General features: G+C 59.5%; 27 protein-coding genes and 1 tRNA gene. 12 read left to right on the forward strand and 16 right to left on the reverse strand.

Annotation, left to right across the window (positions count from 1 at the left end):
- Window positions 1–35 precede the first annotated feature (35 nt).
- The gene (locus tag SIB83_RS05535; RefSeq protein WP_413404044.1) at window positions 36–239 is read right to left on the reverse strand and encodes a hypothetical protein; all 204 of its coding nucleotides are present in this window, start codon (window positions 237–239) and stop codon (window positions 36–38) included.
- Between the two features lie 25 nt (window positions 240–264).
- Between SIB83_RS05535 and SIB83_RS05540 the strand changes: the two genes are divergently transcribed.
- The gene (locus SIB83_RS05540) at window positions 265–2,334 is read left to right on the forward strand and encodes a transglycosylase SLT domain-containing protein (RefSeq protein WP_413746998.1); all 2,070 of its coding nucleotides are present in this window, start codon (window positions 265–267) and stop codon (window positions 2,332–2,334) included.
- On the opposite strand, the gene SIB83_RS05545 is transcribed toward SIB83_RS05540, so the two are convergent.
- The gene (locus SIB83_RS05545) at window positions 2,308–2,805 is read right to left on the reverse strand and encodes a hypothetical protein (RefSeq protein WP_413746999.1); all 498 of its coding nucleotides are present in this window, start codon (window positions 2,803–2,805) and stop codon (window positions 2,308–2,310) included. The genes SIB83_RS05540 and SIB83_RS05545 overlap by 27 nt on opposite strands.
- A 121-nt stretch (window positions 2,806–2,926) precedes the next feature.
- Between SIB83_RS05545 and SIB83_RS05550 the strand changes: the two genes are divergently transcribed.
- Window positions 2,927–3,472 carry a thioredoxin domain-containing protein gene (locus SIB83_RS05550; RefSeq protein ID WP_413747000.1) on the forward strand — a complete coding sequence of 182 codons (546 nt, stop codon included), beginning with the start codon at window positions 2,927–2,929 and terminating at the stop codon, window positions 3,470–3,472.
- 67 nt (window positions 3,473–3,539) lie between these two features.
- Complete coding sequence (thyX, locus tag SIB83_RS05555; RefSeq protein WP_413404048.1) at window positions 3,540–4,265, forward strand: FAD-dependent thymidylate synthase; 726 nt, start codon at window positions 3,540–3,542, stop codon at window positions 4,263–4,265.
- Window positions 4,266–4,294: 29 nt separating this feature from the next.
- Here the strand turns inward: thyX and dcd are convergent, their stop codons facing one another.
- Both dcd and SIB83_RS05565 read right to left on the reverse strand, forming a co-directional pair.
- Window positions 4,295–4,888, reverse strand: a complete 594-nt coding sequence (dcd, locus tag SIB83_RS05560; protein WP_413747001.1) for a dCTP deaminase — start codon at window positions 4,886–4,888, stop codon at window positions 4,295–4,297.
- A complete protein-coding gene (locus SIB83_RS05565; protein ID WP_413404052.1) occupies window positions 4,888–5,496 on the reverse strand; it encodes a cob(I)yrinic acid a,c-diamide adenosyltransferase in 609 nt (202 codons plus the stop codon). The genes dcd and SIB83_RS05565 overlap by 1 nt, the downstream gene beginning before the upstream one ends.
- 144 nt (window positions 5,497–5,640) lie before the next feature.
- Between SIB83_RS05565 and rph the strand changes: the two genes are divergently transcribed.
- The 4 genes from rph (at window position 5,641) to SIB83_RS05585 (ending at window position 8,880) form a co-directional block, all read left to right on the forward strand.
- Window positions 5,641–6,366, forward strand: coding sequence for a ribonuclease PH (gene rph, locus SIB83_RS05570; protein ID WP_413747002.1), 726 nt, complete (start codon window positions 5,641–5,643; stop codon window positions 6,364–6,366).
- Window positions 6,367–6,441: 75 nt separating this feature from the next.
- Complete coding sequence (ntcA, locus tag SIB83_RS05575) at window positions 6,442–7,176, forward strand: global nitrogen regulator NtcA (protein ID WP_413406118.1); 735 nt, start codon at window positions 6,442–6,444, stop codon at window positions 7,174–7,176.
- 58 nt (window positions 7,177–7,234) lie between these two features.
- Window positions 7,235–8,446: a DUF3084 domain-containing protein gene (locus SIB83_RS05580; RefSeq protein ID WP_413747003.1), complete on the forward strand. Its 1,212-nt coding sequence runs from the start codon at window positions 7,235–7,237 to the stop codon at window positions 8,444–8,446.
- Entirely contained in the window at window positions 8,443–8,880 is a 438-nt protein-coding gene (locus SIB83_RS05585; RefSeq protein WP_413404057.1) for a resolvase, read from the forward strand. Before SIB83_RS05580 ends, SIB83_RS05585 begins: the two co-directional genes overlap by 4 nt.
- Here the strand turns inward: SIB83_RS05585 and SIB83_RS05590 are convergent.
- The 4 genes from SIB83_RS05590 to psbH all read right to left on the reverse strand — a co-directional run bounded on the left by SIB83_RS05590 (window position 8,858) and on the right by psbH (window position 10,212).
- A complete protein-coding gene (locus tag SIB83_RS05590) occupies window positions 8,858–9,115 on the reverse strand; it encodes a DUF3146 family protein (protein ID WP_413404059.1) in 258 nt (85 codons plus the stop codon). The genes SIB83_RS05585 and SIB83_RS05590 overlap by 23 nt on opposite strands.
- The gene (gene pth, locus SIB83_RS05595) at window positions 9,115–9,744 is read right to left on the reverse strand and encodes an aminoacyl-tRNA hydrolase (RefSeq protein ID WP_413747296.1); all 630 of its coding nucleotides are present in this window, start codon (window positions 9,742–9,744) and stop codon (window positions 9,115–9,117) included. The genes SIB83_RS05590 and pth overlap by 1 nt, the downstream gene beginning before the upstream one ends.
- Before the next feature lie 6 nt (window positions 9,745–9,750).
- On the reverse strand, window positions 9,751–9,990 hold the full coding sequence (locus SIB83_RS05600) for a TatA/E family twin arginine-targeting protein translocase (protein WP_413747004.1): 240 nt from the start codon (window positions 9,988–9,990) through the stop codon (window positions 9,751–9,753).
- Window positions 9,991–10,056: 66 nt separating this feature from the next.
- The gene (psbH, locus tag SIB83_RS05605) at window positions 10,057–10,212 is read right to left on the reverse strand and encodes a photosystem II reaction center phosphoprotein PsbH (RefSeq protein WP_413747005.1); all 156 of its coding nucleotides are present in this window, start codon (window positions 10,210–10,212) and stop codon (window positions 10,057–10,059) included.
- 86 nt (window positions 10,213–10,298) lie between these two features.
- On the opposite strand from psbH, the gene psbN reads away from it, so the two are divergent.
- Window positions 10,299–10,439 carry a photosystem II protein N gene (gene psbN, locus SIB83_RS05610; protein ID WP_413404062.1) on the forward strand — a complete coding sequence of 47 codons (141 nt, stop codon included), beginning with the start codon at window positions 10,299–10,301 and terminating at the stop codon, window positions 10,437–10,439.
- Here psbN and SIB83_RS05615 read toward each other — a convergent pair.
- A complete protein-coding gene (locus SIB83_RS05615; RefSeq protein ID WP_413747006.1) occupies window positions 10,427–13,405 on the reverse strand; it encodes an alpha-mannosidase in 2,979 nt (992 codons plus the stop codon). The genes psbN and SIB83_RS05615 overlap by 13 nt on opposite strands.
- A 61-nt stretch (window positions 13,406–13,466) precedes the next feature.
- Between SIB83_RS05615 and SIB83_RS05620 the strand changes: the two genes are divergently transcribed.
- Together SIB83_RS05620 and SIB83_RS05625 are read left to right on the forward strand one after the other, a co-directional pair.
- Window positions 13,467–13,586, forward strand: a complete 120-nt coding sequence (locus SIB83_RS05620) for a photosystem II reaction center protein I (RefSeq protein WP_006172424.1) — start codon at window positions 13,467–13,469, stop codon at window positions 13,584–13,586.
- Between the two features lie 112 nt (window positions 13,587–13,698).
- Entirely contained in the window at window positions 13,699–16,980 is a 3,282-nt protein-coding gene (locus SIB83_RS05625; protein WP_413747007.1) for a DUF3769 domain-containing protein, read from the forward strand.
- Window positions 16,981–16,992: 12 nt separating this feature from the next.
- On the opposite strand, the gene SIB83_RS05630 is transcribed toward SIB83_RS05625, so the two are convergent.
- The 7 genes from SIB83_RS05630 to SIB83_RS05660 all read right to left on the reverse strand — a co-directional run bounded on the left by SIB83_RS05630 (window position 16,993) and on the right by SIB83_RS05660 (window position 23,633).
- Window positions 16,993–17,463 carry a pentapeptide repeat-containing protein gene (locus SIB83_RS05630; RefSeq protein WP_413404068.1) on the reverse strand — a complete coding sequence of 157 codons (471 nt, stop codon included), beginning with the start codon at window positions 17,461–17,463 and terminating at the stop codon, window positions 16,993–16,995.
- Window positions 17,464–17,543: 80 nt separating this feature from the next.
- A complete protein-coding gene (locus tag SIB83_RS05635) occupies window positions 17,544–18,161 on the reverse strand; it encodes a 3-isopropylmalate dehydratase small subunit (protein WP_413404069.1) in 618 nt (205 codons plus the stop codon).
- Between the two features lie 57 nt (window positions 18,162–18,218).
- Window positions 18,219–19,622, reverse strand: a complete 1,404-nt coding sequence (gene leuC, locus SIB83_RS05640; protein WP_413747008.1) for a 3-isopropylmalate dehydratase large subunit — start codon at window positions 19,620–19,622, stop codon at window positions 18,219–18,221.
- Window positions 19,623–19,665: 43 nt separating this feature from the next.
- Window positions 19,666–20,937: a competence/damage-inducible protein A gene (locus tag SIB83_RS05645; protein ID WP_413747009.1), complete on the reverse strand. Its 1,272-nt coding sequence runs from the start codon at window positions 20,935–20,937 to the stop codon at window positions 19,666–19,668.
- Window positions 20,930–22,090, reverse strand: a complete 1,161-nt coding sequence (locus SIB83_RS05650) for an MraY family glycosyltransferase (protein ID WP_413747010.1) — start codon at window positions 22,088–22,090, stop codon at window positions 20,930–20,932. Before SIB83_RS05650 ends, SIB83_RS05645 begins: the two co-directional genes overlap by 8 nt.
- A gap of 90 nt (window positions 22,091–22,180) precedes the next feature.
- Window positions 22,181–23,470: a serine hydroxymethyltransferase gene (gene glyA / locus SIB83_RS05655; protein ID WP_413747011.1), complete on the reverse strand. Its 1,290-nt coding sequence runs from the start codon at window positions 23,468–23,470 to the stop codon at window positions 22,181–22,183.
- Between the two features lie 89 nt (window positions 23,471–23,559).
- A tRNA-Arg gene (locus SIB83_RS05660) sits at window positions 23,560–23,633 on the reverse strand.
- Between the two features lie 92 nt (window positions 23,634–23,725).
- Between SIB83_RS05660 and SIB83_RS05665 the strand changes: the two genes are divergently transcribed.
- Window positions 23,726–23,980 (forward strand): hypothetical protein, encoded by a 255-nt coding sequence (locus SIB83_RS05665; protein ID WP_413404078.1) that lies wholly within the window; start codon window positions 23,726–23,728, stop codon window positions 23,978–23,980.
- 30 nt (window positions 23,981–24,010) lie between these two features.
- Window positions 24,011–24,301 carry a DUF3181 family protein gene (locus SIB83_RS05670; protein ID WP_413747012.1) on the forward strand — a complete coding sequence of 97 codons (291 nt, stop codon included), beginning with the start codon at window positions 24,011–24,013 and terminating at the stop codon, window positions 24,299–24,301.
- Window positions 24,302–24,304: the final 3 nt, after the last annotated feature.

The following is a 24,304-nucleotide window of genomic DNA, read 5'->3' on the forward strand; positions in this document are numbered from 1 at the left end:
GAGCCAGTGACAGGGCCACAGCCGCACGATGCCGGTCAGTTCCATCGCCGGGGGACAAGCAGCAGAGCTGCCAGTTCCAGCAGGGCCCACAAACCCACCAGCAGCACCACCCAGCCAGGCAGCCACTGCAATGGCCAGAGCCAGCGCAGACTCCAGACCACAACAGCGAGCCCTGAGGCCACAGCCAGGCGCAGGCGTTGGCGCTGGCCAGGCCGCGGTTGCCGACGCTGAGCAACCATCCAGTTCGATCCCGCTGGGCACAGAATGCCAGCAGTTTCCAGCCATGGCTTGAACGCTCGAGTGACCCGCGGACCGCTTCTTCTCGGTGGAACCACACTTCTGACTGTTCTGGTGATCCTGAGCGGCCGCGCCATGTTGCGCAGTCAGCACACTCCGATCACGCCACTGCTGAGCGACAGGCAACTTTGGTCTCACTACCGCTGGTCCTCAAACCCTGAGCAGCGACGCGAAGCGGCCCTGATGCTGGCAGTCCGCAGCAGCGAGTCCCCCCAGAGGCGCAGACGTCTGCTGGGCGGCCAGGGCTGGGGGCCAGCTCCACTGGCCGCCGTCGCCCTCAAGCAACAAGCCCTGACCGCAAGGTCACTGGGGCTTGAGCGGGAGGAACAACAGCACTGGCTCGATCTGCTCCGACGTTTTCCCACCGCAGCGGTCAGTGCCGATGCCCGTTATCACCTTGCGGATCGCCAGCCGCAACTGAGGGAGGAACTGCTCAGACTTCAACCGGCCCACCCCGCAGCTCTGGCGGCCGCCGCCGAACTGCCTGACGACGCCGATCAGGCAATGATCCAGTCCAGTGCCCTGCATTTGGCTCGCTGGGGAGCCAACTGGCCTGGAGCGGAGCGGCTGCTTCGCAAGGCCTGTGGTGCCATCAGCGGCGAAGCACTCGAGCAGCAGCAGCGCCTGCAACTGGCAGCGGCCCTGGCTGAGCTCGGTGACGGTCGATCCGCTGAACTCTGTCTTCAGGGCACACCTCTGGCAGCGCCGCAGGCTCTGACAATCGGGCGCGCACTCCTGCGGGGAGACAAGGGTCAGCAGCAGCGTGGTGAAACGATGTTGCTTGAGCTGGCCAAGGATCATCCAGACAGCCAGGAAGCACTGGAGTCCGCAGCGCTGCTGAGCGAACCCCTGCGTCCGAAACAGGCCCTCATCGACGCCTTACCTGACTCGCTTCAGAAACGATCAGCCGATGTGGCCGCCGCCAGGGTCCGCCTGGGAGGAGGAAAGGGAGGCCTCTCCGTGCTGAATCGCTGGCCGGACCATCCGGCCAGCTGGCAACTGCAATGGGATCTGGCTCGTACGGCGCTCCTCTCAGGCCAGTGGGAACTGGCCAGGTCATGGCTGACTGCGATCCCAGCCGAACAGCTGCCCTCACCCCTGCGTGCGCGCCAGCAGTTCTGGCTGGGGATGAGTGAAGACAAACTCGGAGACAACAACAAGGCGAGACAGATCTGGCAGAAACTGACCAAGGAGCAACCACCGGGTTACTACACCTGGAGAGCTCAGGCCAGGCTTGGGGCTGGCGACTTGCCGGTGCTCTCAGGAGACAATCTCAGCGATGCGACCAAGTCTGTTCGTGTGAACGCTGAGCGGACCTGGAGCCCTCTCGCCAGCGGCAGTTCCCTGGTGGACGATCTCTGGCGACTCGAGATGAATCAGGAAGCCTGGGAGACCTGGCGCAGCACTGGGGACAATGCCGATCCATCACCTCAGGAGCTCCTGCTGGAAGGACGGCTGCGGCTGGGCGTGAATGACCACTGGACCGGTCTCGACCGGCTATGGAAAGCCAATCTGCGCATCGTGTCACCGGACTGCAAAACTCTTCATCTTCTCCAGGACAGCCTTCACCCTCGACCGCTGCAGTCTCAGTTCCTGGAAGCGTCGGAACAGGAAAAGGTGCGGCTCGAACTGCTGCTGGCTGTTGCCCGCCAGGAATCTCGGTTCTCTCCAGGCGTGGCTTCTCCCGTTGGTGCCGTGGGGCTGTTGCAACTGATGCCGACCACGGCCGCAGAAGTGGCAGGAGAAGAACTCAGTACCGATGACCTGAAAGATCCAGGACGCAACGCCGTTTTGGGTGCGCGCTATCTGACCGGTCTTCTGGAGCGTTGGCAGGGCAACCCCTGGCTGACAGTGGCCAGCTACAACGCCGGGCCGGGGGCGGCGGGATCGTGGCTGAGTGCTGAACTGAACCACGATCCTGAACTGTGGGTCGAGCGCATTCCGTACCCGGAAACCCGCATCTACACCAAGAAAGTTCTCGGCAATGTCTGGGCCTACCTGAACAACAGCTCAGGCACCGATCGCTGCACCGAGTGAACTGGGGGGATTGGGCAGATCCTGCCCGATCCAGATCCCGGCGATCACAATCACAGCCAGCCAGAAGGCCATCAGCTGCGGAGGGGGAACCACCTTGATACGACTCAGATCGAGGCGTGCCAGCAGTGTGGCGGACCCCAGGATCAGCACATCCGACAGCAGGCTGAGGCTGAGGACGTAGAGACCCACGGTGATGAGCAACGTGAGCGTGACCACCAGACTGAGAACTCGACTGGATGCCATCAGCATTGAAAGCTGACGAAGCAGCAGGTCCGGCATCGTGCAGATCACAACCACCACCACGGCCTGGATGATCTCGAGTGCCCAGAAGGTGCTCACCGAAATCGCATGGGCCTCAGCCAGCCAGGCCTCCTGGATGGCCCAGTGATGGCCGAGGAACAGCGACACCACAAACAGCAGAATCAGCAGCGGAGCCCGAAGCGGCAGCAGGAGAAAACGCAAAACGGGCATCAGCTTGAAAGCAGATTCGCGGCGGACAAACGTCGATCAACGACGCGAGGTTCTGCGGTCAGACGCTAGCAACAGCAAGCGGTTTGTCCTGTCAGAGTGGTGTCACTGATGTCAGTCCGCGATGACCGACAGCGCTTCAAACTCCGGCCTCACCACATGGCAGAAAAGCATGCTGCTAGCTGCAGCCCTGGTCTTGGCCGTGGGCCTTTTTCTGGTCCGCAACGGTGGTTCGATCGAATCGCCGCTCGATCAGCTCGCCAGGCGTTCCCTGCCGCCGGAAGTGGCTCTCAGCAATGGTCGACCCACGATTCTCGAGTTCTATGCCGACTGGTGTGAGGTCTGCCGCGAAATGGCTCCAGCGATGCTTGAGGTTGAACAACGCCACAGTGCCGATCTGGATGTGGTTCTGGTCAACATCGACAACCCGCGCTGGCTGGACCTGACTGATCGTTACGACGTGACAGGCATTCCTCAGCTGAACCTGTTCTCTGCGGACGGCACCATGCGTGGTCGATCACTCGGCGGCCGCAGTGAAACCGAGCTGGATTCCATTGCAACTGCCTTGATGGACGGCAGCCCACTTCCAGCTTTGGCTGGCTTTGGCAGTACCAGTCCTCTCCCTGAGACGGCCACGAAGGATTCCACCGGCCCACGAAGTCACGCGTAATTCCAGTCATGGCCGACCGAAAAGGCGATGATCAACCCATATCCCGTACCCGAAACCTCAAAACCTCATGGATTCCCGCTTCCGGGTCGAACTGATCGCCGCTACACCCAATCCTCAGCAGAGCGTGTACGCCGGCATGCACCAGGACTACAGCGAAGGTTTCGTGGTGATGGAACGCGACCAGTGGCCGAACGAAACAAGGGCCGGGGAGATTTGCATCAAGCGGTTGCTTGGTGGAATGAAAGGCCATTACGGCCCGCTGGAACATGCCCAGATCGTGCTGAACGTGGGCTGGTTCCCTCATTCGGTGATGCAGCAGGCTCGGACGCACAGGGTCGGGGTGAGTTTTGATGTTCAATCGATGCGCTACACCGGTGAACGCATCTGCCGGGCTGCGGACGGAGAACTGGATCTCGAGGAAGTGTTCTATCTGCGTCCGGTGGGGGAGTACCGAGACCGACTGGGCAAGAAATACACCTACGCCGATGAACAACGATGCATCGATCTGAAACTCTGCCAACAGGCGGCGGAACGCTACCGCGATCTGTTACGGGAAGGCTTCTCAGAAGAACATGCCAGAGGAATTCTGCCCTTTGACTACCGACAGCATTTTGTTGTCAGTTTCAGTCTGCGCGCTTTCCTTCACTTCCTTGACCTGCGCTCCAAACTCGATGCACAACAGGAAATCAGAGAGCTCTGTGATCTGATGTGGCCCCATCTGCAGAGCTGGGCGCCTGAGTTCGCTGACTGGTACGAAAAAAACAGACTGCACAAGGCTCGTCTGGCGCCCTGATCGGGGCGGAACTGACCATTCCTGGCGATTCAAATCTTGGCGAGCGTCACTTTCTCAGGTTGATGTTGATATTTGCCCTGCCGATCGCTGTAGGTGGTGTCACACGGATCACCCTCAAAAAACAGCAGCTGACAGATCCCTTCATTGGCATAAATGCGGCAGTCAGCTCCTGAACTGTTGCTGAATTCGAGTGTGAGATGCCCTTCCCAGCTGGCTTCAGCTGGAGTGGTGTTCACAATGATTCCCAGCCGTGCATAGGTGCTCTTGCCGAGACAGATCACGGTGATATTCGGCGGAACCTTCATCTTTTCCAGAGCCACACCGAGGCCATAGGAATGGGCGGGAAGGATGAAATAGTCACCATCTTCGTCATGGTGAAGCTCAGTGGGCTCAAGGTTGGCAGGATTGAACCGCTTGGGATTCATCACTGTTCCAGGAACATGCTTGAAAATCAGGAATTCCTTAGCTGACAAACGCAGGTCGTACCCGTACGAGGAGCAGCCGAAGCTGAGAACAGGTGAAAGTTTCTGCTCAGGATCCAGATGTCGGATCAAGCCTTTCTGAAAGGGTTCGAGCATGCCCGAGGCAGCCTGTTCAGTGATCCATCGGTCGTTCTTGAGCATCAGAACCCCCTTCGCAGTTCGGTCACTTGATCCGCAAGACCCATGAGAGATTCAGGGATTGACGGTCCTGTGATGATCACATCCATGGAACCAGGGCGTGCTTCCAGGCTGTCGCGCACCTCTTTCTCAACGAGATAACCGAGCGCAATGGCCAATCCGAGTTCATCGAGCACCAACTGATCGAGATCTCCGCAGGCCAGGTGGCGGCTGCAGAGCCGCCAGATCGCCTGCACGGCATCCACTGCCGCAGCGTCAGATGAGCCGACTGGATCCGACAGACATCCCATCACGGCGGGTCTTGTCCACACCATGCGATCACAGAGCGTGATCGCGGCATCAGGGCCCTGGGCGACGCCGCCTTTCAGGAACTGCATCACAGCGACACGACTGCCAAGCCCTGCGGAACGCATGGCCTGACTGAGCACTGTGCCGAAACTGCCTCGATAGGGGGCGGTGTGAACCTGCAACTGCCCTTCCGGGGCCACCAGATGCAGCGGATGCTGAGGCTGGAGTGAGGGCAGTGGGTGCAGGCCGGCACGATTCAGATCCCGATGATCAGCACCGCTCTGCCCACGGGATCGATGGCTGGGGCTCAGGCTTGCGGTCATCTGGGTCGCTTCCGTCGTGGCTGGAATCAAAACAACCCAGCGGAACTTGAATCTAGCGGCGAAAGCGCAAATCACAATCCCTTTGACACCATCCATGGTGTCTCCACTCCAACTGGCAGGCTCAGGATTCCGAGCCGTCTCCCCATGAGCGACACCCAGCGCAACGATGGTCGCCAGCCATCCGATCTCAGAGCTTTCTCGATTGACTGGGATCCCATGGGTTTCGCTCTGAGCTCAGTGATCGTGCGCACTGGACGCACCACCGTGCTCTGCAGCGTCTGCCAGGAAGTCGGCGTCCCACGCTGGAGAAGGGATCAGGGACTGGGGTGGCTGAGCGCCGAATATCGCCTGCTGCCCGGATCCACCCCAGATCGTCAACGCAGAGAACTGATGAAACTGTCAGGACGCACCCAGGAGATCCAGCGTCTGATCGGTCGCAGTCTTCGCGCCGCGATCGACATGAAGGCATTGGGAGAGAACACTCTGCTGATCGACTGCGATGTGATTCAGGCAGATGCAGGGACCAGAACAGCGGCCATCACCGGTGCATGGCTCGCCCTGAAGAAGGCCTGTGAAAGGCTGCTGGCGCAGGGCCGCATCAGCACCAATCCGGTCGTCAACCAGGTGGCGGCAGTCTCTGTAGGCCTGGTCGAGGGGAATCCTCTGCTTGATCTGGACTACAGCGAAGACAGTCGGGCCGATGTGGATCTCAATGTGGTGATGAACAACGCCGGTGATCTGCTGGAGCTGCAGGGGACTGCCGAGGGCGCACCATTCAGTCGCAGGCAGCTCAACAGCCTGCTGGACCTAGCCGAACCAGGGCTCCAGCAACTCATGGCTGCACAACTGAATGCACTGCATGGCGACTGAGCCGGGAGAACCGTGTTCGTTGCTACAGGGTGACCGCGCATCGCTCCTTAACTTCCCCGCATTGATGCGTTGGTCATGGCCGAAGTGATGCGCGGCTTCAGTCGGACCGCTCCCCAGCCTGGGCGATCCGCAGAGACAAGCCTGATCAATGCCCCCAACCCCGCCAGCCGCACCCTGCTGGAAGTGATCCGTGATCTGGAGGGTGCCAGCACCGAAATGGTGGAACGGAACAAAACGATCTTTTTCCCCGGTGACCCTGCCGAGCGCGTGTATCTGATCCGACGAGGCGCTGTGCGTCTATCGAGGGTGTACGAGTCGGGTGAGGAGATCACCGTTGCCCTGTTGAGAGAAAACAGCCTGTTCGGTGTTCTCTCACTGCTCACCGGACATCGATCCGATCGCTTTTATCACTCCGTGGCCTTCACCAGGGTGGAAATGGTGACGGCACCAGCCAGCTCCGTGCGCCAGGCGATCGAAGCGGACACCAGCGTGGGATTGCTATTGCTCCAGGGTCTCTCCAGCAGAATTCTTCAGACAGAAACCATGATTGAGACCCTCACACACCGGGACATGTCCTCCCGTCTGGTGAGTTTTCTGCTTGTTCTCTGCAGGGACTTCGGCATGCCTGGATCCCAGGGCATCACCATTGACCTGCGCCTGTCTCATCAGGCCATCGCTGAAGCGATCGGATCCACACGCGTGACCATCACACGCCTGCTCGGGGATCTACGCAATTCAGGCCTAGTCGAAATTGACCGCAAGAAGATCACCGTTCTTGATCCGATTGCACTGGCCAAGCGTTTCAGTTAACCCCTCGACAGGTGAAAATGGGCAGCATTCCGGCGGCCCGCCGCATGTTTGACCGACCGTGACCGGCTGGCTTCTGCTGCTGTCCCTGCTGATCCTCGGCGGGGTGCTCTCCACCCTTGGCGATCGACTCGGCTCAAGGGTCGGCAAAGCGCGACTGAGCCTGTTCGGTCTTCGCCCACGTCAAACCGCTGTGGTGATCACTGTGCTCACGGGGAGCCTGATCAGTGCCCTTTCGCTCGGGCTGATGCTTCTGGTGAGCCGCCAGCTGCGCGTTGGTCTGTTTGAACTCAATGATCTCGAAGCTCGTCTGCGCAGCAGCCGCTCTGATCTGAAGGGAAGCCGCAAAGCTCAGCGAAAGGCCCGTGAGCAACTCGAAGAAGCTCGTGCCGATGAAATCAAAGCCAGAAAAATTCTGGCTGATGCCCAGGCACGGGCCAGCAAGCTGCGCAGCACACTTCAACCCCTGCAGGAACAGACTCGGCGACTGGAGGCGGAACGGCGGAGACTCAGCCAGGACGTCCGCAACCGCGATGCTGAAATCCAGCGAACCGATGATGAACTGAACGCTGTACGCGAACGGATCAGCTCCGGTGAAGCGGAGCTTCAGTTGCTTGAGGAGAACCTGCTGGCGCTGCGTCGGGGAGATGTGGCCATCAGCAGTGGTCAGCCACTTGCCACTGTCACACTCAAGCTGGATCGTCCAGATCAAGCCCGGCAGGTGATTGACCAGGTGCTGAGGGAAGCCAATCTTCAGGCCTTTCAGAAGGTTCTGCCTGGACAATCGCCGGATCGCCAGATCATCCTCGTGCCGCGCCAGGACATTGAACGGTTGGAAAAAGCCATCCGCAAACCTGGCACCTGGGTGGTGCTGCTGCGCTCAGCGGCGAATGTGCTGCGAGGAGAGAGCGTGGTTTACGCCTTTCCGGATGTGCGGCCCAATGTGGCCATCACCGTCGCAGGGGAAACCCTTGCCAAGACAGCTCTTGCCAGCCAGGAGACCAAACCGGAAGAGGTGCGAAACCGGGTCAACCTGCTGCTGGCTTCCACGCTGGCGGAAGTACGCCGACGGGGATCTCTCAGCCAGGGGCTTCAGTTTGACGCCAACGCCGTCAACAGACTTGCTCAGCAGCTGACCGAGCGGCGCGGAGGCCGTGTTGAACTCGAGGCTGTGGCCTTGCGTCGCAGTGAAACAGCCGATCCCATCGCCATCGAGCTGCGTCCGAGCAAACCGCTGCGCCCGGCATCAACGTTCCAGGACGACATCCAGTGAGCAGGATCGTGTCGGTTGACCCCGGGCGCAGCAAATGTGGCCTGGTCCTGGTCGACAGTGACAGCAACTGCGTGATCGAGGGGAAAGTTGTTGCCACTGAGGGAGTACACGACATCCTTGAGATCTGGAGCAAGCTGGCACCCATAGAACTCCTGGTGCTGGGGAACGGCACTGCCAGCGAAAGCCTCAGGAACCAGCTTCCTGCAGATCTAGCCATCAAGCTGGTGGATGAGCGTGGCACCACACTTCAAGCACGCAAGCGCTACTGGCAACTTTGGCCTCCGAAGGGATGGCGACGATTGTTACCGAGAGGGTTGCTGTTACCGCCCGTCCAACTGGATGCCGTTGCGGCCCTGGTGATTCTTGAATCCGATCTCGGCCGGATCATCGATTGGCCTGGACCAGCCCCGTTCAGAAACGGGCACGAACAGTGAAGCTGTAGTCGCCGCCGGCCTCCAGCCTGTAATCGGATTTCACAAGGAAGCGAAGCAGTGCGTCCTGAATCAATGCTCTGCCCAGAGAGGGCTCAACGCTCAGCTCACCCCGTTCAAACAACCAATGAAATGTCCAGATGAATCCGCCAGCCTGCACCTCTCCCTGAAGACACTTGTCTCGGAAGCTGTGATGATGCACCCGCAGATGCGCCGTGGTGACAGGCAGAGGTGCCATCAGGCCTGTTCGCCATCAACAGCAGGAGACAGATTCACCGCATTGATGGCATTTCCAGCCCGATCCAGTCCTTGTCGCTGAATGTGATCGAGACCCGACAACACTTCGCGCAGCACGTTCTGAAGCAGAGGTTCCTCAGAACGGTTGAACTGTCCAAGCACATGAGACACCGTACGGGCACGGCGTTCCTCAGGATTGCGACCTGGCGCACCAATGCCAATTCGAAGTCGGGCGAAATCCTGAGTGCCCAGATGCTGGATGGTGCTCTTCAGACCGTTATGTCCTCCTGCACCACCACTGGCTCGAAGGCGCAGCCGTCCTAGAGGCAGATCCATGTCGTCAACGAGCACGATCAGCTGGTCGATCTCCAGATCAAACCAGTCCAATGCTGCTCGAATTGAACGACCACTGTCATTCATATAGGTCTGTGGCATCAACAGTCTGAGTCGATCGCTGCCGTACCCGACATCAGCCAGATCTCCCTGAAGCTTGGACATCGGCTTGAAACGACCACCTTCTCGAGTTGTGAGCAGCTCCAAAGCCATGAACCCGACGTTGTGCCGGGTTGAAGCATATTTTTCACCGGGATTACCCAGACCGACCACCAGACGGAGGCCTCCTCGATTGATCACCGATCAGTCCTCAGAAGCCTTGGTCGTTGTCGCGGAATCCGGGGGAGAGGTAGGTGGAAGTTCCTCAGGATCCGCCATCGCTTTGCTGATCTCTCGCTCGAATTCCTTGGAAGCAGTCTGAAAACCCTTGAGAGTCTTTCCAAGTGTCCGCCCGAATTCAGGCAGACGTTTGGGACCGAACACCAGGAGCGCAACAGCTCCGATGACGGCCATCTCAGGGAGTCCGATGCCGAAGATGTTCATGGAGGTGACCAGCGGACGGGATCAGGCGCCACCATTCCAGTTCACGTTGATTCCCTCGAGGATCAGCTACTGGTTGTAGAGCTGAAGAATCACCAGCAGAAAAACCAGAAACAGCACCATGAAGATGCCCATGACAGGAGTGGTCCCCCAGCCGGGAACAACCTTGCCGTACTCGGAGTTGAGAGGACGGAGCAGATCGCCCAAACGAGTGCGTTGTGCCATAGCGGCCCTGAGGTCTCGGGTGAAGTTCAGCCCCGATACTGTAGTGGTCCCGACCCTGAAGAGGGTCGATCCTGTCGAGAGATGTGATGGAAAGCTCCTCCCCGGCGCTGTCGGTGTCGATCGCGATGTTGACCGCTCTGCTTGGACTCACCGGTTTTGGTGTGTACATATCGTTTGGACCACCGTCGAAGCGGTTGGATGATCCGTTTGACGATCACGACGACTGAGGAATCAATCGAATCTCCTGCAGCGCTCCTGGAGGAATCACGATGGATTGCCGACCATCCCGGATTCTCCAGCCCTCATCCGCTGGTGTCCAGCTGACTCTTGCGCCTCCGGGGTTCAGCAGCTGGATCAGAACCGCACCTATGACGTCAGGGTCGGCCGTGTCCTCTCGAATCGAAACCGGCACCAGTGATCCTGGAAGAGCAGGAAATCCGCGCCAGCGAGCCTGTAGATCAACGGGTCCAAGCCAACCAGGTTCCCGGAAATGAATTGCCGCCTGGGCAAGACCATCCAGGTACCAACCTTTCAAGACAGGCATCAGAGCGAGGCGGTGACGATGTCGACGCTGATCTGCCGATGGATCAGGCCAGGTAGGCCCGCGAAGCAAGGAGATTCCGAGATGCTGTGCCCCGGCATCAACGCCCTGAGGGCCATCAAGCAGTACCCCCAGACCTCCACCTGGAGCTGCATTTTCACTGGCAAGCCAGGAGATCACTGGCACCTCCCAACGGGCCTTTTCACCGGGCGTCGAAGCCACAGCAGGTCGCTCGATCACACCGCCGCTGGTGTCCGCGGCCCAGCGCACCGCTGGCCTTGCGAGAGGGCAGACCATGCGAAGCAGTTCATGGGTCTGACACCAGTCGATGGTCAGTTGCAGTTCAACAGCTGGACTGTCGGCTCGCAGGATCACGTGCATGCGCATCGCGCTGCTCCCGATCAAGCAACGCAGCACGACCCTTGCCACGAGCGGGCCCTGCTCCACAAGCTCCGGTTGCCAGTCGGCATCAATCGGCAGTTGATGCTGCTGGTAATCCCCCGCAACGTCCCACGCATCCCAGAACTCACCTCGATCGCGGTAGCGACAAAGCTGCAGTGGCGACGAGAGCTGATCCACGCCTTGCTGATCCTGCAGTCGAGCCAGTCCTCTGTGGTCCAGCTCGATAGCCAGAAGACCGTTGCAGAGACGCCAGCGCCGCTCGGCGATGACCTTCACCCGCACCGGATTCCGCACTGCAGACTCAGCCGTCGCAGACGCTGCCTCATCAGAACAGCACTTCAGAGGCAATGCCATGACTCCCTGGGCCTCGGGCAGCTGCACCCAGAGATCGCCGCCCGGTGCCGCCTGCGACGGAAGGGCCTGGCCTTCACAAGACCACCGTCCGCGGGGCAGACGCACCAGGGGAGACCAGCGCTGCAGGGGCTGAAGACCACACCATGCCCAGTGCTGCCTCCCCTCTTCAGGCCGTGGGTCATTGCTTGACCCACGGCTGAGCAACTGCTGGAGACCAGTCGTGCGCACCGCTGCCGCCCGCCTGCGGGCGGCTCGCCACTGTGACTCCGCCTGATCAAACACTTCAGGAATCGATGTTCCAGGGAGAATGTCGTGAAACTGCTGAAACAGAAGCACCCGCCAGCCTCCATGCTGTGAGGGTTCAGCTCCCAGGGCCTCCAGCAGATCCTGTTCCCGCAGCAACCTCTCCAGAACGCGGTTGTGTCGTTTCTGATCCGGGCGTGAAGTCGCACAGCCTCGATGCAGTTCCAGATAGAGCTCATCCCTCCAGACGGGTAAGGAGGGTCTGAGCGGCTCCAGCTGCTTCAGATACTCACGGACTGTCCCTGATCTGCGTGGAGCAGTCTGTGGATGGTTTTGCCAGAGCTGCATTTCTTCCAGCATTTCCCTGGTCGGACCGCCGCCGTGATCACCAACCCCCGGCAACCACAAGGCTTGATCGACCCCTGTATCGGCAAGGAAGCGCTGCTGTTCCAGCTGCATGGACAGAGGATCGGAGTCCGTACCGATCGCAGGCAACATCAACGCCAGCACCTCCTCGCAGCCGCGTCCTCGCCAGCGGAACAGACGGTGAGGGAAGACGTTGGTGGCATTCCAGGCCAGTTTGTGCGTGCAGAACCAGCGAACTCCCGTGGCCTGTGCGACGGCTGGAAGCCCGCACGCAAATCCGAAACTATCCGGCAGCCAGGCCAGGTCATGTCGCCACTCTGGAAACTGCCTCTGGCTGGTCTCCTGACCCAGTGCGAATTGCCGCCACAGCGAAGCCGTGCTGACAAGCACACAGTCGGTTTCCACCCAGGGGCCATTGATGGGCTCCCAGCGCCCGAGTCGACTGGCCTGCTGAATACGGGCGAACAGCGCGGGGCGGTGGCGCTCAATCCACTCATAGAGGGCAGGGGTGGAGTGGGCGAAATGCAGCTCCGGGAAGAGCTCCATCAGGCGCAAAGCTGAATCGAAGGTGCGTTCCGCAGCCTGCCATGTGTCAGCCACAGGCCACAACCAGGCCAGATCCAGATGAGCATGACCCACCCAGTGCAGTCCTCCAGCGGCACAATCCCTCCCCTTGAGGTGCTGGTGAACCAGAGCGGTCGCCTGAGGGGAAAGCGGATCGCAGTCAAGCCATGGCTCCGGCAGAGACTCTGGCTTTAGGCCTGTGAGTTCGAGGGCCTGGGGAAGGAGACACCCCTGGGGATCCACAGCTGGCACCGCAGGCTCCCGGACCAGATCGCTGGTGATCAGAGCCCCATCGTCGTGACAGGGACTGCGCAGCTCAAGAATCACCTTCAGCTCTTTCCCTTGTCTCCAGTGCAACGGCAACTTCCAGCGGCAACGGGTGTCGAACAGGTCCCCCTCATGCACGAGGGTCCCGTCCACCCAGAGACGCACCTGGTCGGCCCACCAGCTGAGAACAAGCCGTTCAAGACTCTCCTCGCAACACTGCCAATGCCTTGGCCAGGTGATGGTCTGCTCGATTCGCAACCAGACGCCCCCTCTGGGCCAGATCAACAGCCCACGCTTCGCCCAGTCAGGTCGGTGGAGCGCTCCCCAGGGCTCTTCAAGGACTGAATGCCTGTGGAAATCACCACATCGATGCCAAAAAGGCAGCAGATCGAGGCGGCTGCGACTTCGAAACGTTTCAATCCAAGCCAATCGCCGGGGCTGGAGCGGGGGCAGCATCGTGAACTCACAACCTTGACCCATAAGATGATGGCGCTATTCCAGACGCCGGTCGGTCTCCATGCTCGCCCTCAAGATTTCCGTTTACTCGGTCGTCTTCTTCTTTATCGGGATCTTCGTCTTTGGCTTCCTGGCGAGTGACCCCAGCCGCACCCCCAGTCGCAAAGACCTGGAGGATTGAGCGCAGGCGTGATCTGAACGAATCTCGTTCAGGGGTCACGACGAGCACTGGTCATTCCCGGACTGATGCGGTGGATGCTCGTGTGAGGATCACCGGCCACTCCTGAGCGGATTTGCCGGCTTCCCGTTCTCCCATCACGATCACGGGACTTCTGGCTTTAGCTGCAGTCCTTGGCTCTCCAGCACGATCGGAAGGCAATGAAACTCTGATCGATTTCGGAGTCATTCCTCCAACACCCGTTGAATCATCCGCTGAAGAGAACCGCGATCTCGAACCATCAGATTTCAAGGCATCAACTGCAGAAAGAACGACAGCCGAGGCACCCACGCCGCCTGATGCAGAGCCGGCTGAACCTTCAAAGCCTGGTCCAGTCGTTCAGCCTCCACCTGAACTGCGCCTGAGGGCTGACCGCCAGGCCTACGACGCAAAGCGTCGGTTGTACGTCGCAGAAGGCAATGTCAGAGCTGTGATCAACGGAGGAGTGCTGCAGGCGGATCGCCTGGAGCTCGACTCCAACTTCAACAGCCTGTTCGCTCGCGGCAGTGTTCGTTATCGCAAGGGCGCACAGTATTTCCAGGCGGGCAGCCTGAGGTTCAGCTTGATCCAGGGCAGCGGCTCTATGGAGGACGTCTACGGCGTTCTCGATCTCGACAGCGCGGCCATTGATTTCAACCCACTGACCAACAATCAAGCAGCCGGATCTGACAGCGCTCCGCCATCAGACCCGGCCGATTCAGAGGATCCAAGCCCAGAAAGGCTGCTGCCTGTGGTCGAAAGTTCCGGCCTCGGATTCCCCACTGCCATCGACGTTGAGCTGGGAGCATTCACGGCCAATCGCATCAGCTCCCAGGGGGATGATGCGGGCCTCTGGAGCAGGGACCAGCCGCTGCCGACCGATGAATGGCTGGCTGCAGATACCAGTCAGGCAGACAGCAAAGCCGACGAAGATATGGCTTGCCCGCCGGCGATCCCAGCCATTCCCGACTGGCATCCGCATCCCTGGGCTGTCACCGCCTGGGGCGGACAGATGATTGATTCCAACTTTGGCGACACCTTCCTGTTCAACGGACGAATGCGTCCCGAGTACCTGCTCGGCGTCAGCATGCAGAAGCGCATCTGGCGAGCCGGGCCTGTGCAGCTGGAGCTGGAGGCTGACCTGTTTGCTCACCAGGCCTATGAACAGCAGGGGGGCCCCTTCAATCAGAGCGTTCCCAATGCGAATACTCCAGCCCAGACCTTCGGAGAAGGCATCCTCGGCATCGGTGCCCGCCTTTGGGTGCAGCCATGGCTCAGCCTCGGCTTTGTTGAAGGGATCAGCTACAACTCGGCTGTCAGCAACTATGAGCGCACCTATCGCGAGAATTACGCGAATCTGCTCAACTACCTTGCTTTCGAGCTTGAAGCAGCAGTATCCCCGGATCTGTCGATGGTGGGTCGCATCCACCACCGTTCCGGAGCATTTGGCACCTATAGCGGAGTGAAAGAAGGCAGCAACGCCTACCTGGTTGGCCTGCGCTACCGATGGGGGCAGGATCAACCTGAACAAGTCAGTCCTGAAGCACCACCACCGCTGGGTTGCCCAGACGCCGAGCGGGCGGCACGAATCCAATCGCAAAGCCTCAGCGAACAACTCGAAGACATCGCGCTTGGCAACCCACTCAAGGAAACGGTGGCGAACTCCGCTGCTGTTGACGATCCCATGGAGTCGTCGACACGAGCCGATGGCACGAAGGTTTCGCTGTCAGAACAGGAAAGACTTCGCCGCAAGGCCATCGCAGCGATCGATCAACGGATCAGCAGTATCCAGCTCCAGCAGAGGCTGGTGATCGAACAGAGCAGAGGTGTGAGTGACAAGGTGCGCAACAGCGAGGTGCTTTCGGCCAATCGCTACGGCGGAGTGAAGCCTTCGCAGCTCAACACGCTCGGCAAGACACAGTTGATCACCGGTGAGATCAGTCGCTGGCGAATTCAGGCGGCCGAGGTCAGGTTCACCCCCGAAGGCTGGACTGCCAGCCGGATGAGCTTCACCAATGACCCCTACACACCGGCTCAGACTCGCATTGATGCGGATGATGTGGTGGCCACGGAACAGGACAACGGGGACATCCTGATCAAGAGCCAACGCAATCGCCTGATCGTTGAGGAGAGGCTGCCCATCCCCGTCTCCAGGACACAGAGAATTCAGAAACAGGAAGAGGTGGTGAACCGCTGGGTGCTGGGCATCGACAACGACGATCGCAGTGGTTTCTTCGTTGGTCGCGAGCTCAAGTCGATCGAACTGGCAGACAACATCAGCCTCGATCTGCAACCCCAGTTCCTGGTTCAGCGAGCCATTGACGGCAGCAACAAAAGCTATGTGGCGCCAGGGGACTCTGTCGACGACTCCAAGACCACACAGAGCAATGCCATCGGGGACCTGTTCGGATTCGAGGCTGAACTCAGTGGTGATGTGCTGGGCTGGAACGCAACGGTGGAAGCCGACATCAGCACCTTGAATCCCAGCAATTTCAGCAACGGCAGCCGGTTCTGGGGCAATATGTATCGCTTCATCAAGCTGCCTCTGGTCGGGGAGGTGGAGACCCGGTTATTTGCCGCCTATCGCTACCGGACCTGGAATGGCTCACTCGGTGAGACCGATGTCTACAGCGCCTACGGGGCCTTCGCCGAGCAGAAGGGCGACTGGCAATGGGGCAAGCTCTTCAACAATTACATCTGGCGTTTCGGCGTCGGAAATTACCAGGCGGAAAGTTTCACAAGCACCAAGTTGATCGACACCCTTCGCGCCAATTTCTACGGGTCACTGAACAGCAGTTATTCCCTCTGGCGCGGAAAGCCCGCAGCCCTCACTCCGGAAGCGGCTTACCGCTACTCGCCGGTAGCCATCGTGCCGGGCCTGACTCTGCGCACCAACATCAACACATCCCTGGCCGCTTTTGGAAACGGCAAAAGCCAGAGCACTGTCAGCCTCACCGGCGGGCCAACACTCACACTCGGCACGTTCAGCAGGCCTTTCCTTGACTACACCCAGCTGTCGATTTCAGGGGGAGGCACCCTCAAACAGGGTGCAAGCCCCTTTGAATTCGACCAGTCTGTGGACCTCGCGACTCTTGGGATCGGTCTCACCCAGCAGCTCGCAGGACCACTTCTTCTCAATGCTGGCATCGGCTTGAATGTGGATCCTGGCTCCGAGTTCTACGGCAATGTGATCAACTCCAACATCGAACTGCGCTGGCAACGCCGCAGCTACGACCTTGGCTTCTATTTCAACCCCTATGAGGGAATCGGCGGCTTCCGGTTCCGCCTGAATGACTTCAACTTCACCGGGACGGGACAACCATTCATCCCCTACACCCCACGAAATCTGCCCAACGAACTTGAAAGGCGACCGTTCTGATCAGAATCCTCCTCAGTTCGGCCCCCCCCCATAGATGAGATGGCTGCCGGTGAGATCTGCACCTGCAAAACGCATGCCATCCGTTCGGACATCCGGCGCGTAGGCATTGATCACCACCGCCCCTCGGAGATCAGCACGACGCAGATCAGTTCCGGAGAGATCGGCATTACTGAGTTCGGCTCCCTGCAGATCAGCGCCGTCGAGTCGGGCACCACTGAGGTCTGCCCCTTCAAGGTTGGCTTCACGCAAATCGGCGTTTCGCAGATCGGCATCACGCAGATCAGCGCCGATCAGATGAGCACCCTGCAAACGAGCGGATCGCAGATCACAGCCGAAGCAGGCACCGCTGATCAGCAATCGCTCCCTGGCAGAACCGTGAGGCTGCACCAGCAATGACTGAACAGGTTCAGCCTTCGCAGCAACAGAAACGAATGCGCTGACAAGGAGGACAGCGGCAAGCGGAACGGGGCGGAACTGTTTCATGGCAGCAGTGCCTCTGTCTCAGTCTTAGACAATCTGGTCGCTGTCTGCCGCGGGCCACTGGTCACTTTGCCCTTAACAGCTCAGAAACCGTGCAGATAGGGGAGTGCCGCCATCGTGCGGGTCAGTTCAGCATCCCTCGCCACGAGCTGACCTGTGGCATCCCACTGGCCGGTGCGCAGCATGTCCAGAGACCCTGATGCCAGGGAAATGGTCTGCGACGTTGATCCATCACTGAAGGTGAGGGCCTGGAGATCGAGCGTCCATTCAGCGGTGGCATCCGCCTCCACAGCGTCCTGAAGCATACGGATCTGCTCTGGCGAGGCCGTGGCGCAGGGAATTCCCAAAGCGAGGCAGTTGCCTTGAAAGATTTCGGCATAACTCACACCCAGAACAGCACGGATTCCCCAGCGCATCAGTGCCTGCGGCGCATGTTCACGGCTTGAACCACAGCCGAAGTTGTCATTGACGACCATGATCGACGCTCCCTGATGCTCCGCCTTGTCAAAGGGATGTTCACCTGCCAGTTCCTTGCGGTCATCGGCAAAGGCCTGTTCCCCCAGGGCTTCAAAGCTCACACATTTGAGAAAACGGGCAGGAATGATCCGGTCGGTATCGATGTCATCACCCCGCAGCACAAGTCCACGCCCGGTCACATGGCTGATCGGCCCCTGAGGGAAAGCAATGGTTTCAGACGTCACGGAACAAAGAGCGCGATGAACATGGGCAGTGTCGGGACGGCATCGATTGAAGTGATCTCAGCTCAGCTGACGCACATCGCTGACTCGTCCGGCGATGGCAGCTGCCGCAACCATCGCCGGACTCATCAACAGGGTCCGACCACTGGCAGAACCCTGACGACCCTTGAAATTGCGGTTGCTTGAACTGGCACTGATCTGACTGCCTTCGAGACGGTCAGGGTTCATGGCCAGACACATCGAACAACCAGGCTCCCGCCATTCAAAGCCTGCCTCACGAAAGACCTGATCGAGCCCTTCCTTGATCGCGGCACGAGCCACCTGTTCCGAGCCGGGCACCACAAAAGCCTTGATGCCTTCAGCAACGTGCCGACCGCGAGCCACAGCAGCCGCGGCCTGAAGATCACTGAGACGACCATTGGTGCAACTGCCGATGAAACAGACATCAATGGGCACACCTTCAATGGGCTGACCGGGAGCCAGATCCATGTAGCGATAGGCCTCTTCTGCGATCGGGCGGTCCGCGGGATCAAGCTGCTCGGAAATCGGTACGCGTTCATCGACCCCGATGCCCTGTCCAGGTGTGATCCCCCAGGTCACCGTGGGCGCAATGGACGCAGCATCGAAGCGAATCTCGTCATCGAAAATCGCTTCATCATTCGATGCGAGTGAACGCCACCAGGCGACTGCACGATCCCAGGTCTCCGAATCTGGCGCCTCGGCGCGACCCTTCAGATAATCAAAGGTGATCTGGTCAGGATTCACGTATCCGCAGCGTGCACCTCCCTCAATCGCCATGTTGCAGAGGGTCATCCGCTCTTCCATGGAAAGAACCTCAATCGCAGGCCCTGCGAATTCATAGGCATAGCCAACACCGGCCTTCACTCCGAGCGTGCGAATCACATGCAGGATCAGATCCTTGGCGAAGACGCCATCAGTGAGTCGGTTCTCCACCCAGATGCGGCGTACTTTCAGCTTGCTCATGGCCAGGCTCTGGCTGGCAAGAACATCTCGCACCTGGCTCGTGCCGATGCCGAAGGCGATGGCCCCGAATGCTCCATGGGTGGAGGTATGGGAATCCCCGCAGGCAACCGTCATCCCCGGCTGGGTCAATCCCAGTTCGGGTGCGATCACATGCACGATTCCCTGACGGCCACTGCCCAATCCATTGAGGGTGATGCCATGCCGGGCGCAATTGCGCTCGAGGGTGCTGAGCATCTCCTCAGCCAGCGGATCAGAAAACGGACGTGCCTGACTGATGGTGGGAACGATGTGATCAACCGTGGCGACGGTTCGTTCAGGACAGCGAACCGAAAGACCCTTGTCGTGCAGAGCAGCAAAAGCCTGAGGACTGGTGACTTCGTGAATCAGATGCAGACCGATGAAAAGCTGTGTGGCACCTCCGGGGAGATCCGCGACGCAATGCAGATCCCAGACCTTGTCGTAAAGGGTTCCGCTGCTCATGCGATGTCAGCCGTCAACAGCCAACCCTAATGGCCGATATCCATCAGCCAGCCTCCATCAGACGCAACCGCAATCGATTGAGAGCCTCTCCCGCACTCACCATCCGGATCCAGTCCCGTCCGCGCGTTGCACCCAGGCGAACAGGCTGACTTGAACAATCATCCGGGCCTGCGACGGCGATATGCACCAGCCCAACTGGCTTCTCCTCTGTGCCGCCCCCCGGGCCGGCAATACCGGTGATCGCCATCGACCAATCACTGCCTGTGAGGCGTCGTACACCCTCGGCCATGGCCTGAGCCACAGGATCACTGACGGCTCCGAACTGTTCCAGTGACGCTGGAGCAATGCCGAGGAGAGTTTCCTTGATGGCATTGGAATAGGCGATCACACCCCCCAGCAGAACATCAGAAGATCCCGGTATGGCCGTGAGTTCGGCACCAAGCCCACCGCCGGTGCAGGATTCCGCAACCGAAAGAGTTTGTTGCCGTTGGCGCAGCTGTTCAAGGACCACACAAGCCAAAGACTGATCATCACAACCAAAGCAGAGCTTGCCGGTGCGCTGGCGCAGTACAGCTTCGGTGTCATCCAGCAATCGCAGAGCATCCGCTTCCTCCGTGGCATGCGCCGTCACGCGCAGCTTGACCTCACCGTGCCCCGCGTAGGGAGCCACCGTGGGATTGGCCTGATCCAGCAGATCGTGAAGCTGTTCCGCCAGGGTGGATTCACCGATTCCCCAGAAACGCAGCAATCGACTGCTGAACACACCTTTCGAGAGACCGGACTTATGGAACCAGGGGACCGCGGTCTCCTGCCACATGCTTCGCATCTCGCTGGGGACACCTGGAAATGTAAGCACAGTGAATTGCTCTTTCGGAGACCAGATCATTCCCGGAGCAGTTCCGGTCCTGTTGGGAAGCACCTCTGCACCGAGCGGCAGTAATGCCTGACGTCGTGTCTCGGCGCCGGGCTCACGACCACGACTGCGTGCTTTGGCCGTGATGTCGTCCCAGACCTCAGGGCGCTCCACCAGTGGTGTGGAGAAAGCAGCTGCTATCGCCTCCGTGGTGAGATCATCCGGTGTCGGCCCGAGGCCACCGGTGGTGATCAGCACCCGAGAACGGCGTGAGATCGCCTGCACCTCGGCAATCAAACGCTCCCGGTTATCTCCCACCACGGTCTGGCGGAAGTGGGGCAATCCAAGAGCCGCCAGTTGCTCTGACAGCCAGCGGGCATTGCCGTTGACGATATTGCCGAGCAACAGCTCAGTGCCGATACAGAGAACCTCCACCCCTGAGGGTGGGGACAGCTCAGCCACGGGACTCAGGACAGCACGACTGAGCGCGCTCATCTCGAGTGTCTTGAACGTCCTTGTCTGAATCTGACGTTTCGAAGACAATTTCACTCTGCCGGTGGCGCTGCATCGCCATGACGGTTCCAACAAGAATCGCCGTGGCCAACGCCAGCCAGAGAAATCTCATTTCAACATTGGCGACAACCATGGCGATGGATGCCAACCACTGGGTGAACACGTAGATCAGAAGAACAGTTCTTCTGTGACTGAACCCTGCACGCAGCAGACGGTGATGAAGATGGCGGCGATCGGGATAAAAAGGAGAGCGCCCTGAGCGCAGGCGGCCCATGATGACCGCCGACATGTCGGCAAGAGGCAGAGAGAGGATCAGCAGTGGCAAGAGCAGGCTCACCGTGGTGATGCCCTTTGCGGGCCCAACAATGCTGATCGCAGCGAGGCTGAAGCCAAGAAAATAGGAGCCGCCGTCGCCCATGAAAATGCGGGCGGGATTGAAGTTGTGTCTCAGAAATCCCAAACAGCAGCCCGCCAGGGAGGCGGCCAGGAAGGCTGCCGCCACCTGATGCAGGGAAAAGCTGACCGACACGAGACCGATCGCCGCGATACCGGCAACACCAGCTGCCAGCCCATCAAGTCCATCCAGCCAGTTGATGGCATTGGTGATGCCGACAAGCCAGACCACTGTGGCCAGCAGGCTGATGACATCAGGAAGGATCAATGCATCAGCGCTGCTGGACAGCCAGGGGAGGTCAATCGCACCGATCTGAACCCCCTGAGACCAGACCACCACCGCCACAGCCACCTGACCAGCCAGTCTCGGCCAGGGGGACAGTGAGAAAAGGTCATCAGCCAGACCGATCACAAAAAAGCAAAGCGATCCAGCAAGGGTTGTCCAGATCAGCTGATCCCGGGCCGGAGTCAACATCCCGAACCCGCCAAGAAGCCAGGTGAGACCAAGCGCAAGACAAAATCCCAGCACCATGGCAATGCCGCCGAGGCGGACCATTGGGACGTTGTGCTGCTTACGGGCTTCGGGAGTGTCGGTGAAACCGTGTCTGAGTCCGAGACGCCTCACCACCGGCACAATCACTGTGGTGATCAACGTCGAAGTGACGAAGATCCCTACAGCAACAGCGAGGGGAGTGCTCGCGAGAGTCAAGCAAAACTCCGGAGGTGGCGACCCATTGAAAGTCGTAACCCCTTAATCCTAGGCAGACCTCTGTAGGGGATCCAGTGGACCGTGGACCAGTCAGGCAAGCGCCGGCTCAGGAGCGCTTGCGTACAGAGGAAAACGACGGCAAAGGCTGGCAACCCTCTCAAGGCAACGTGCCTGAATGGCGTCATCCTCAGGATTCAGCAAGCGGTCAGCGATCACATCCGCGACTTCGCGGAAGGCCATCGCATCGAAACCACGAGTGGTGAGCGCTGCCGTACCCAGACGCAGGCCACTGGTGACGAAAGGCGATTCCGGATCGAACGGAACGGTGTTCTTGTTGGCGGTGATGTGCACATCGCTCACCAGGAGATCCGCGACTTTTCCGGTCATGCCGATTCCCCTGAGATCAAGAAGAACCACATGATTCTCGGTGCCACCGCTCACCACATCGATGCCCCGCTCCATCAGCCGCTCCGCCAGAGCGGAAGCATTGGCCACCACCTGCTGGCTGTAGGACTTGAAGGAGGATTGCAGGGCCTCTCCAAAAGCCACTGCCTTGGCAGCGATCACATGCTCAAGTGGACCACCCTGACTTCCGGGGAACACAGCCTTGTCAAATTTTTTGGCGAACTCAGCATCACGGCAGAGAATCAGGCCGCCCCGGGGGCCGCGCAAGGTTTTGTGGGTGGTTGTCGTGACAACATCACAATGTGGGACAGGGCTGGGATGCACACCCGCAGCCACAAGACCGGCAATGTGAGCCATATCCGCGAGCAGATAGGCACCAACCTCATCGGCGATCGCGCGGAACGCTGCGAAATCGATGATGCGGGGATAGGCGGAGTACCCACAGACAATCAGTTTCGGCTTGTGCTCTAGGGCCAGGGTGCGAATCGCCTCCATATCCAGACGTTGCGTGGCCTTGTCAACGCCGTACTGAACGACGTTGAACCACTTGCCGCTGACGTTGACCGGTGAACCATGGGTGAGGTGACCTCCATGGGACAGGTCAAGACCCATGATCGTGTCGCCGGGTTGCAGCAACGCCAGAAACACGGCGAAGTTGGCCTGAGCTCCGCTGTGGGGCTGCACGTTGGCCCAGGCTGCACCGAACAACTGCTTGGCGCGCTCGATCGCCAGCTCTTCGATCGCATCGACGTGCTCGCAACCGCCGTAATAGCGCTTGCTGGGTAGCCCTTCGGCGTACTTGTTGGTCAGCACGGAGCCCTGAGCGTCCATTACCGCCCGTGAAGCAAAGTTCTCTGAGGCAATCAGCTCAAGGTGGGTCTCCTGGCGCTTCTGCTCCTGGTCAATCAGAGCGGCAATGGCCGGATCTGATGATGCCAGAGCGGCATTGATCGGGGCCGAAGCGAAATCCGCCATGCGTCGCAAATGTTCTGTGCATGAATCGTAAGCAAGGAGGCTGGCTGTGAGGAAAGCAAAAAAAAACTGCCCTGAGGCAGTTTCCCAAACGCGCCTGGAGAGATTCGAACTCCCGACCCTCTGATCCGTAGTCAGATGCTCTAATCCGCTGAGCTACAAGCGCTTGCGTCACACCATCTGACCCCACGAAGGTGCCGTTCGTCAACTGGGGCACATCCGCGCGCCAGAATCGTTGCACTGCAACGACACTTCCCAATGCCCATCCGCTGGTACGGCAACGGTGACAACACGGATCCCAGGTACCGGCATTACAGCCGGATTGTGAATTTCACACTGCATGCGGGGGCTTTCGTCGCAGTCAGCAGCGGCCTGTGGTTTGTCCAGTCGATGCGGCATCCCTGGAATCACCTGGGTCTCTTCACCGAAATCTGGATTGCCGCACTCTTGGTTCACTTCACCGTGGTTCTGAAACAACGGCCCATTGAGGACGCAGACAGCCGTGAATCCTGAAGCCACGATGGTTCCAGACTTCCTCTCACCATGACTCTGGATGCGGCAGATCTGAAAGACCTCACGGCAGCACTGAGTGACCGGCTCTATCTCCAGGTGTCCGGATGGCATCTTTACCTCGGCGATGCAGGGCTGGCCGAGACGCTGGCCATTGAATGCAGTGCTCTGCTCGACCAGGGACCAGCCGTCTGCGCACGACGGGCACTGGAAGCAGTTAAGGTCCCGATCGGTGCAGGCAGCAGCCGGCTACCGCTTTCCCGCTTGTTGCCATCCTCTCAACTTTCCGAACTGGAGCAGATTCTCGAGGACCACTGCCGATAAGGT

The sequence above is a fragment of the Synechococcus sp. MIT S9507 genome (assembly GCF_047304715.1).
Classification (GTDB): Bacteria; Cyanobacteriota; Cyanobacteriia; order PCC-6307; family Cyanobiaceae; genus Synechococcus_C.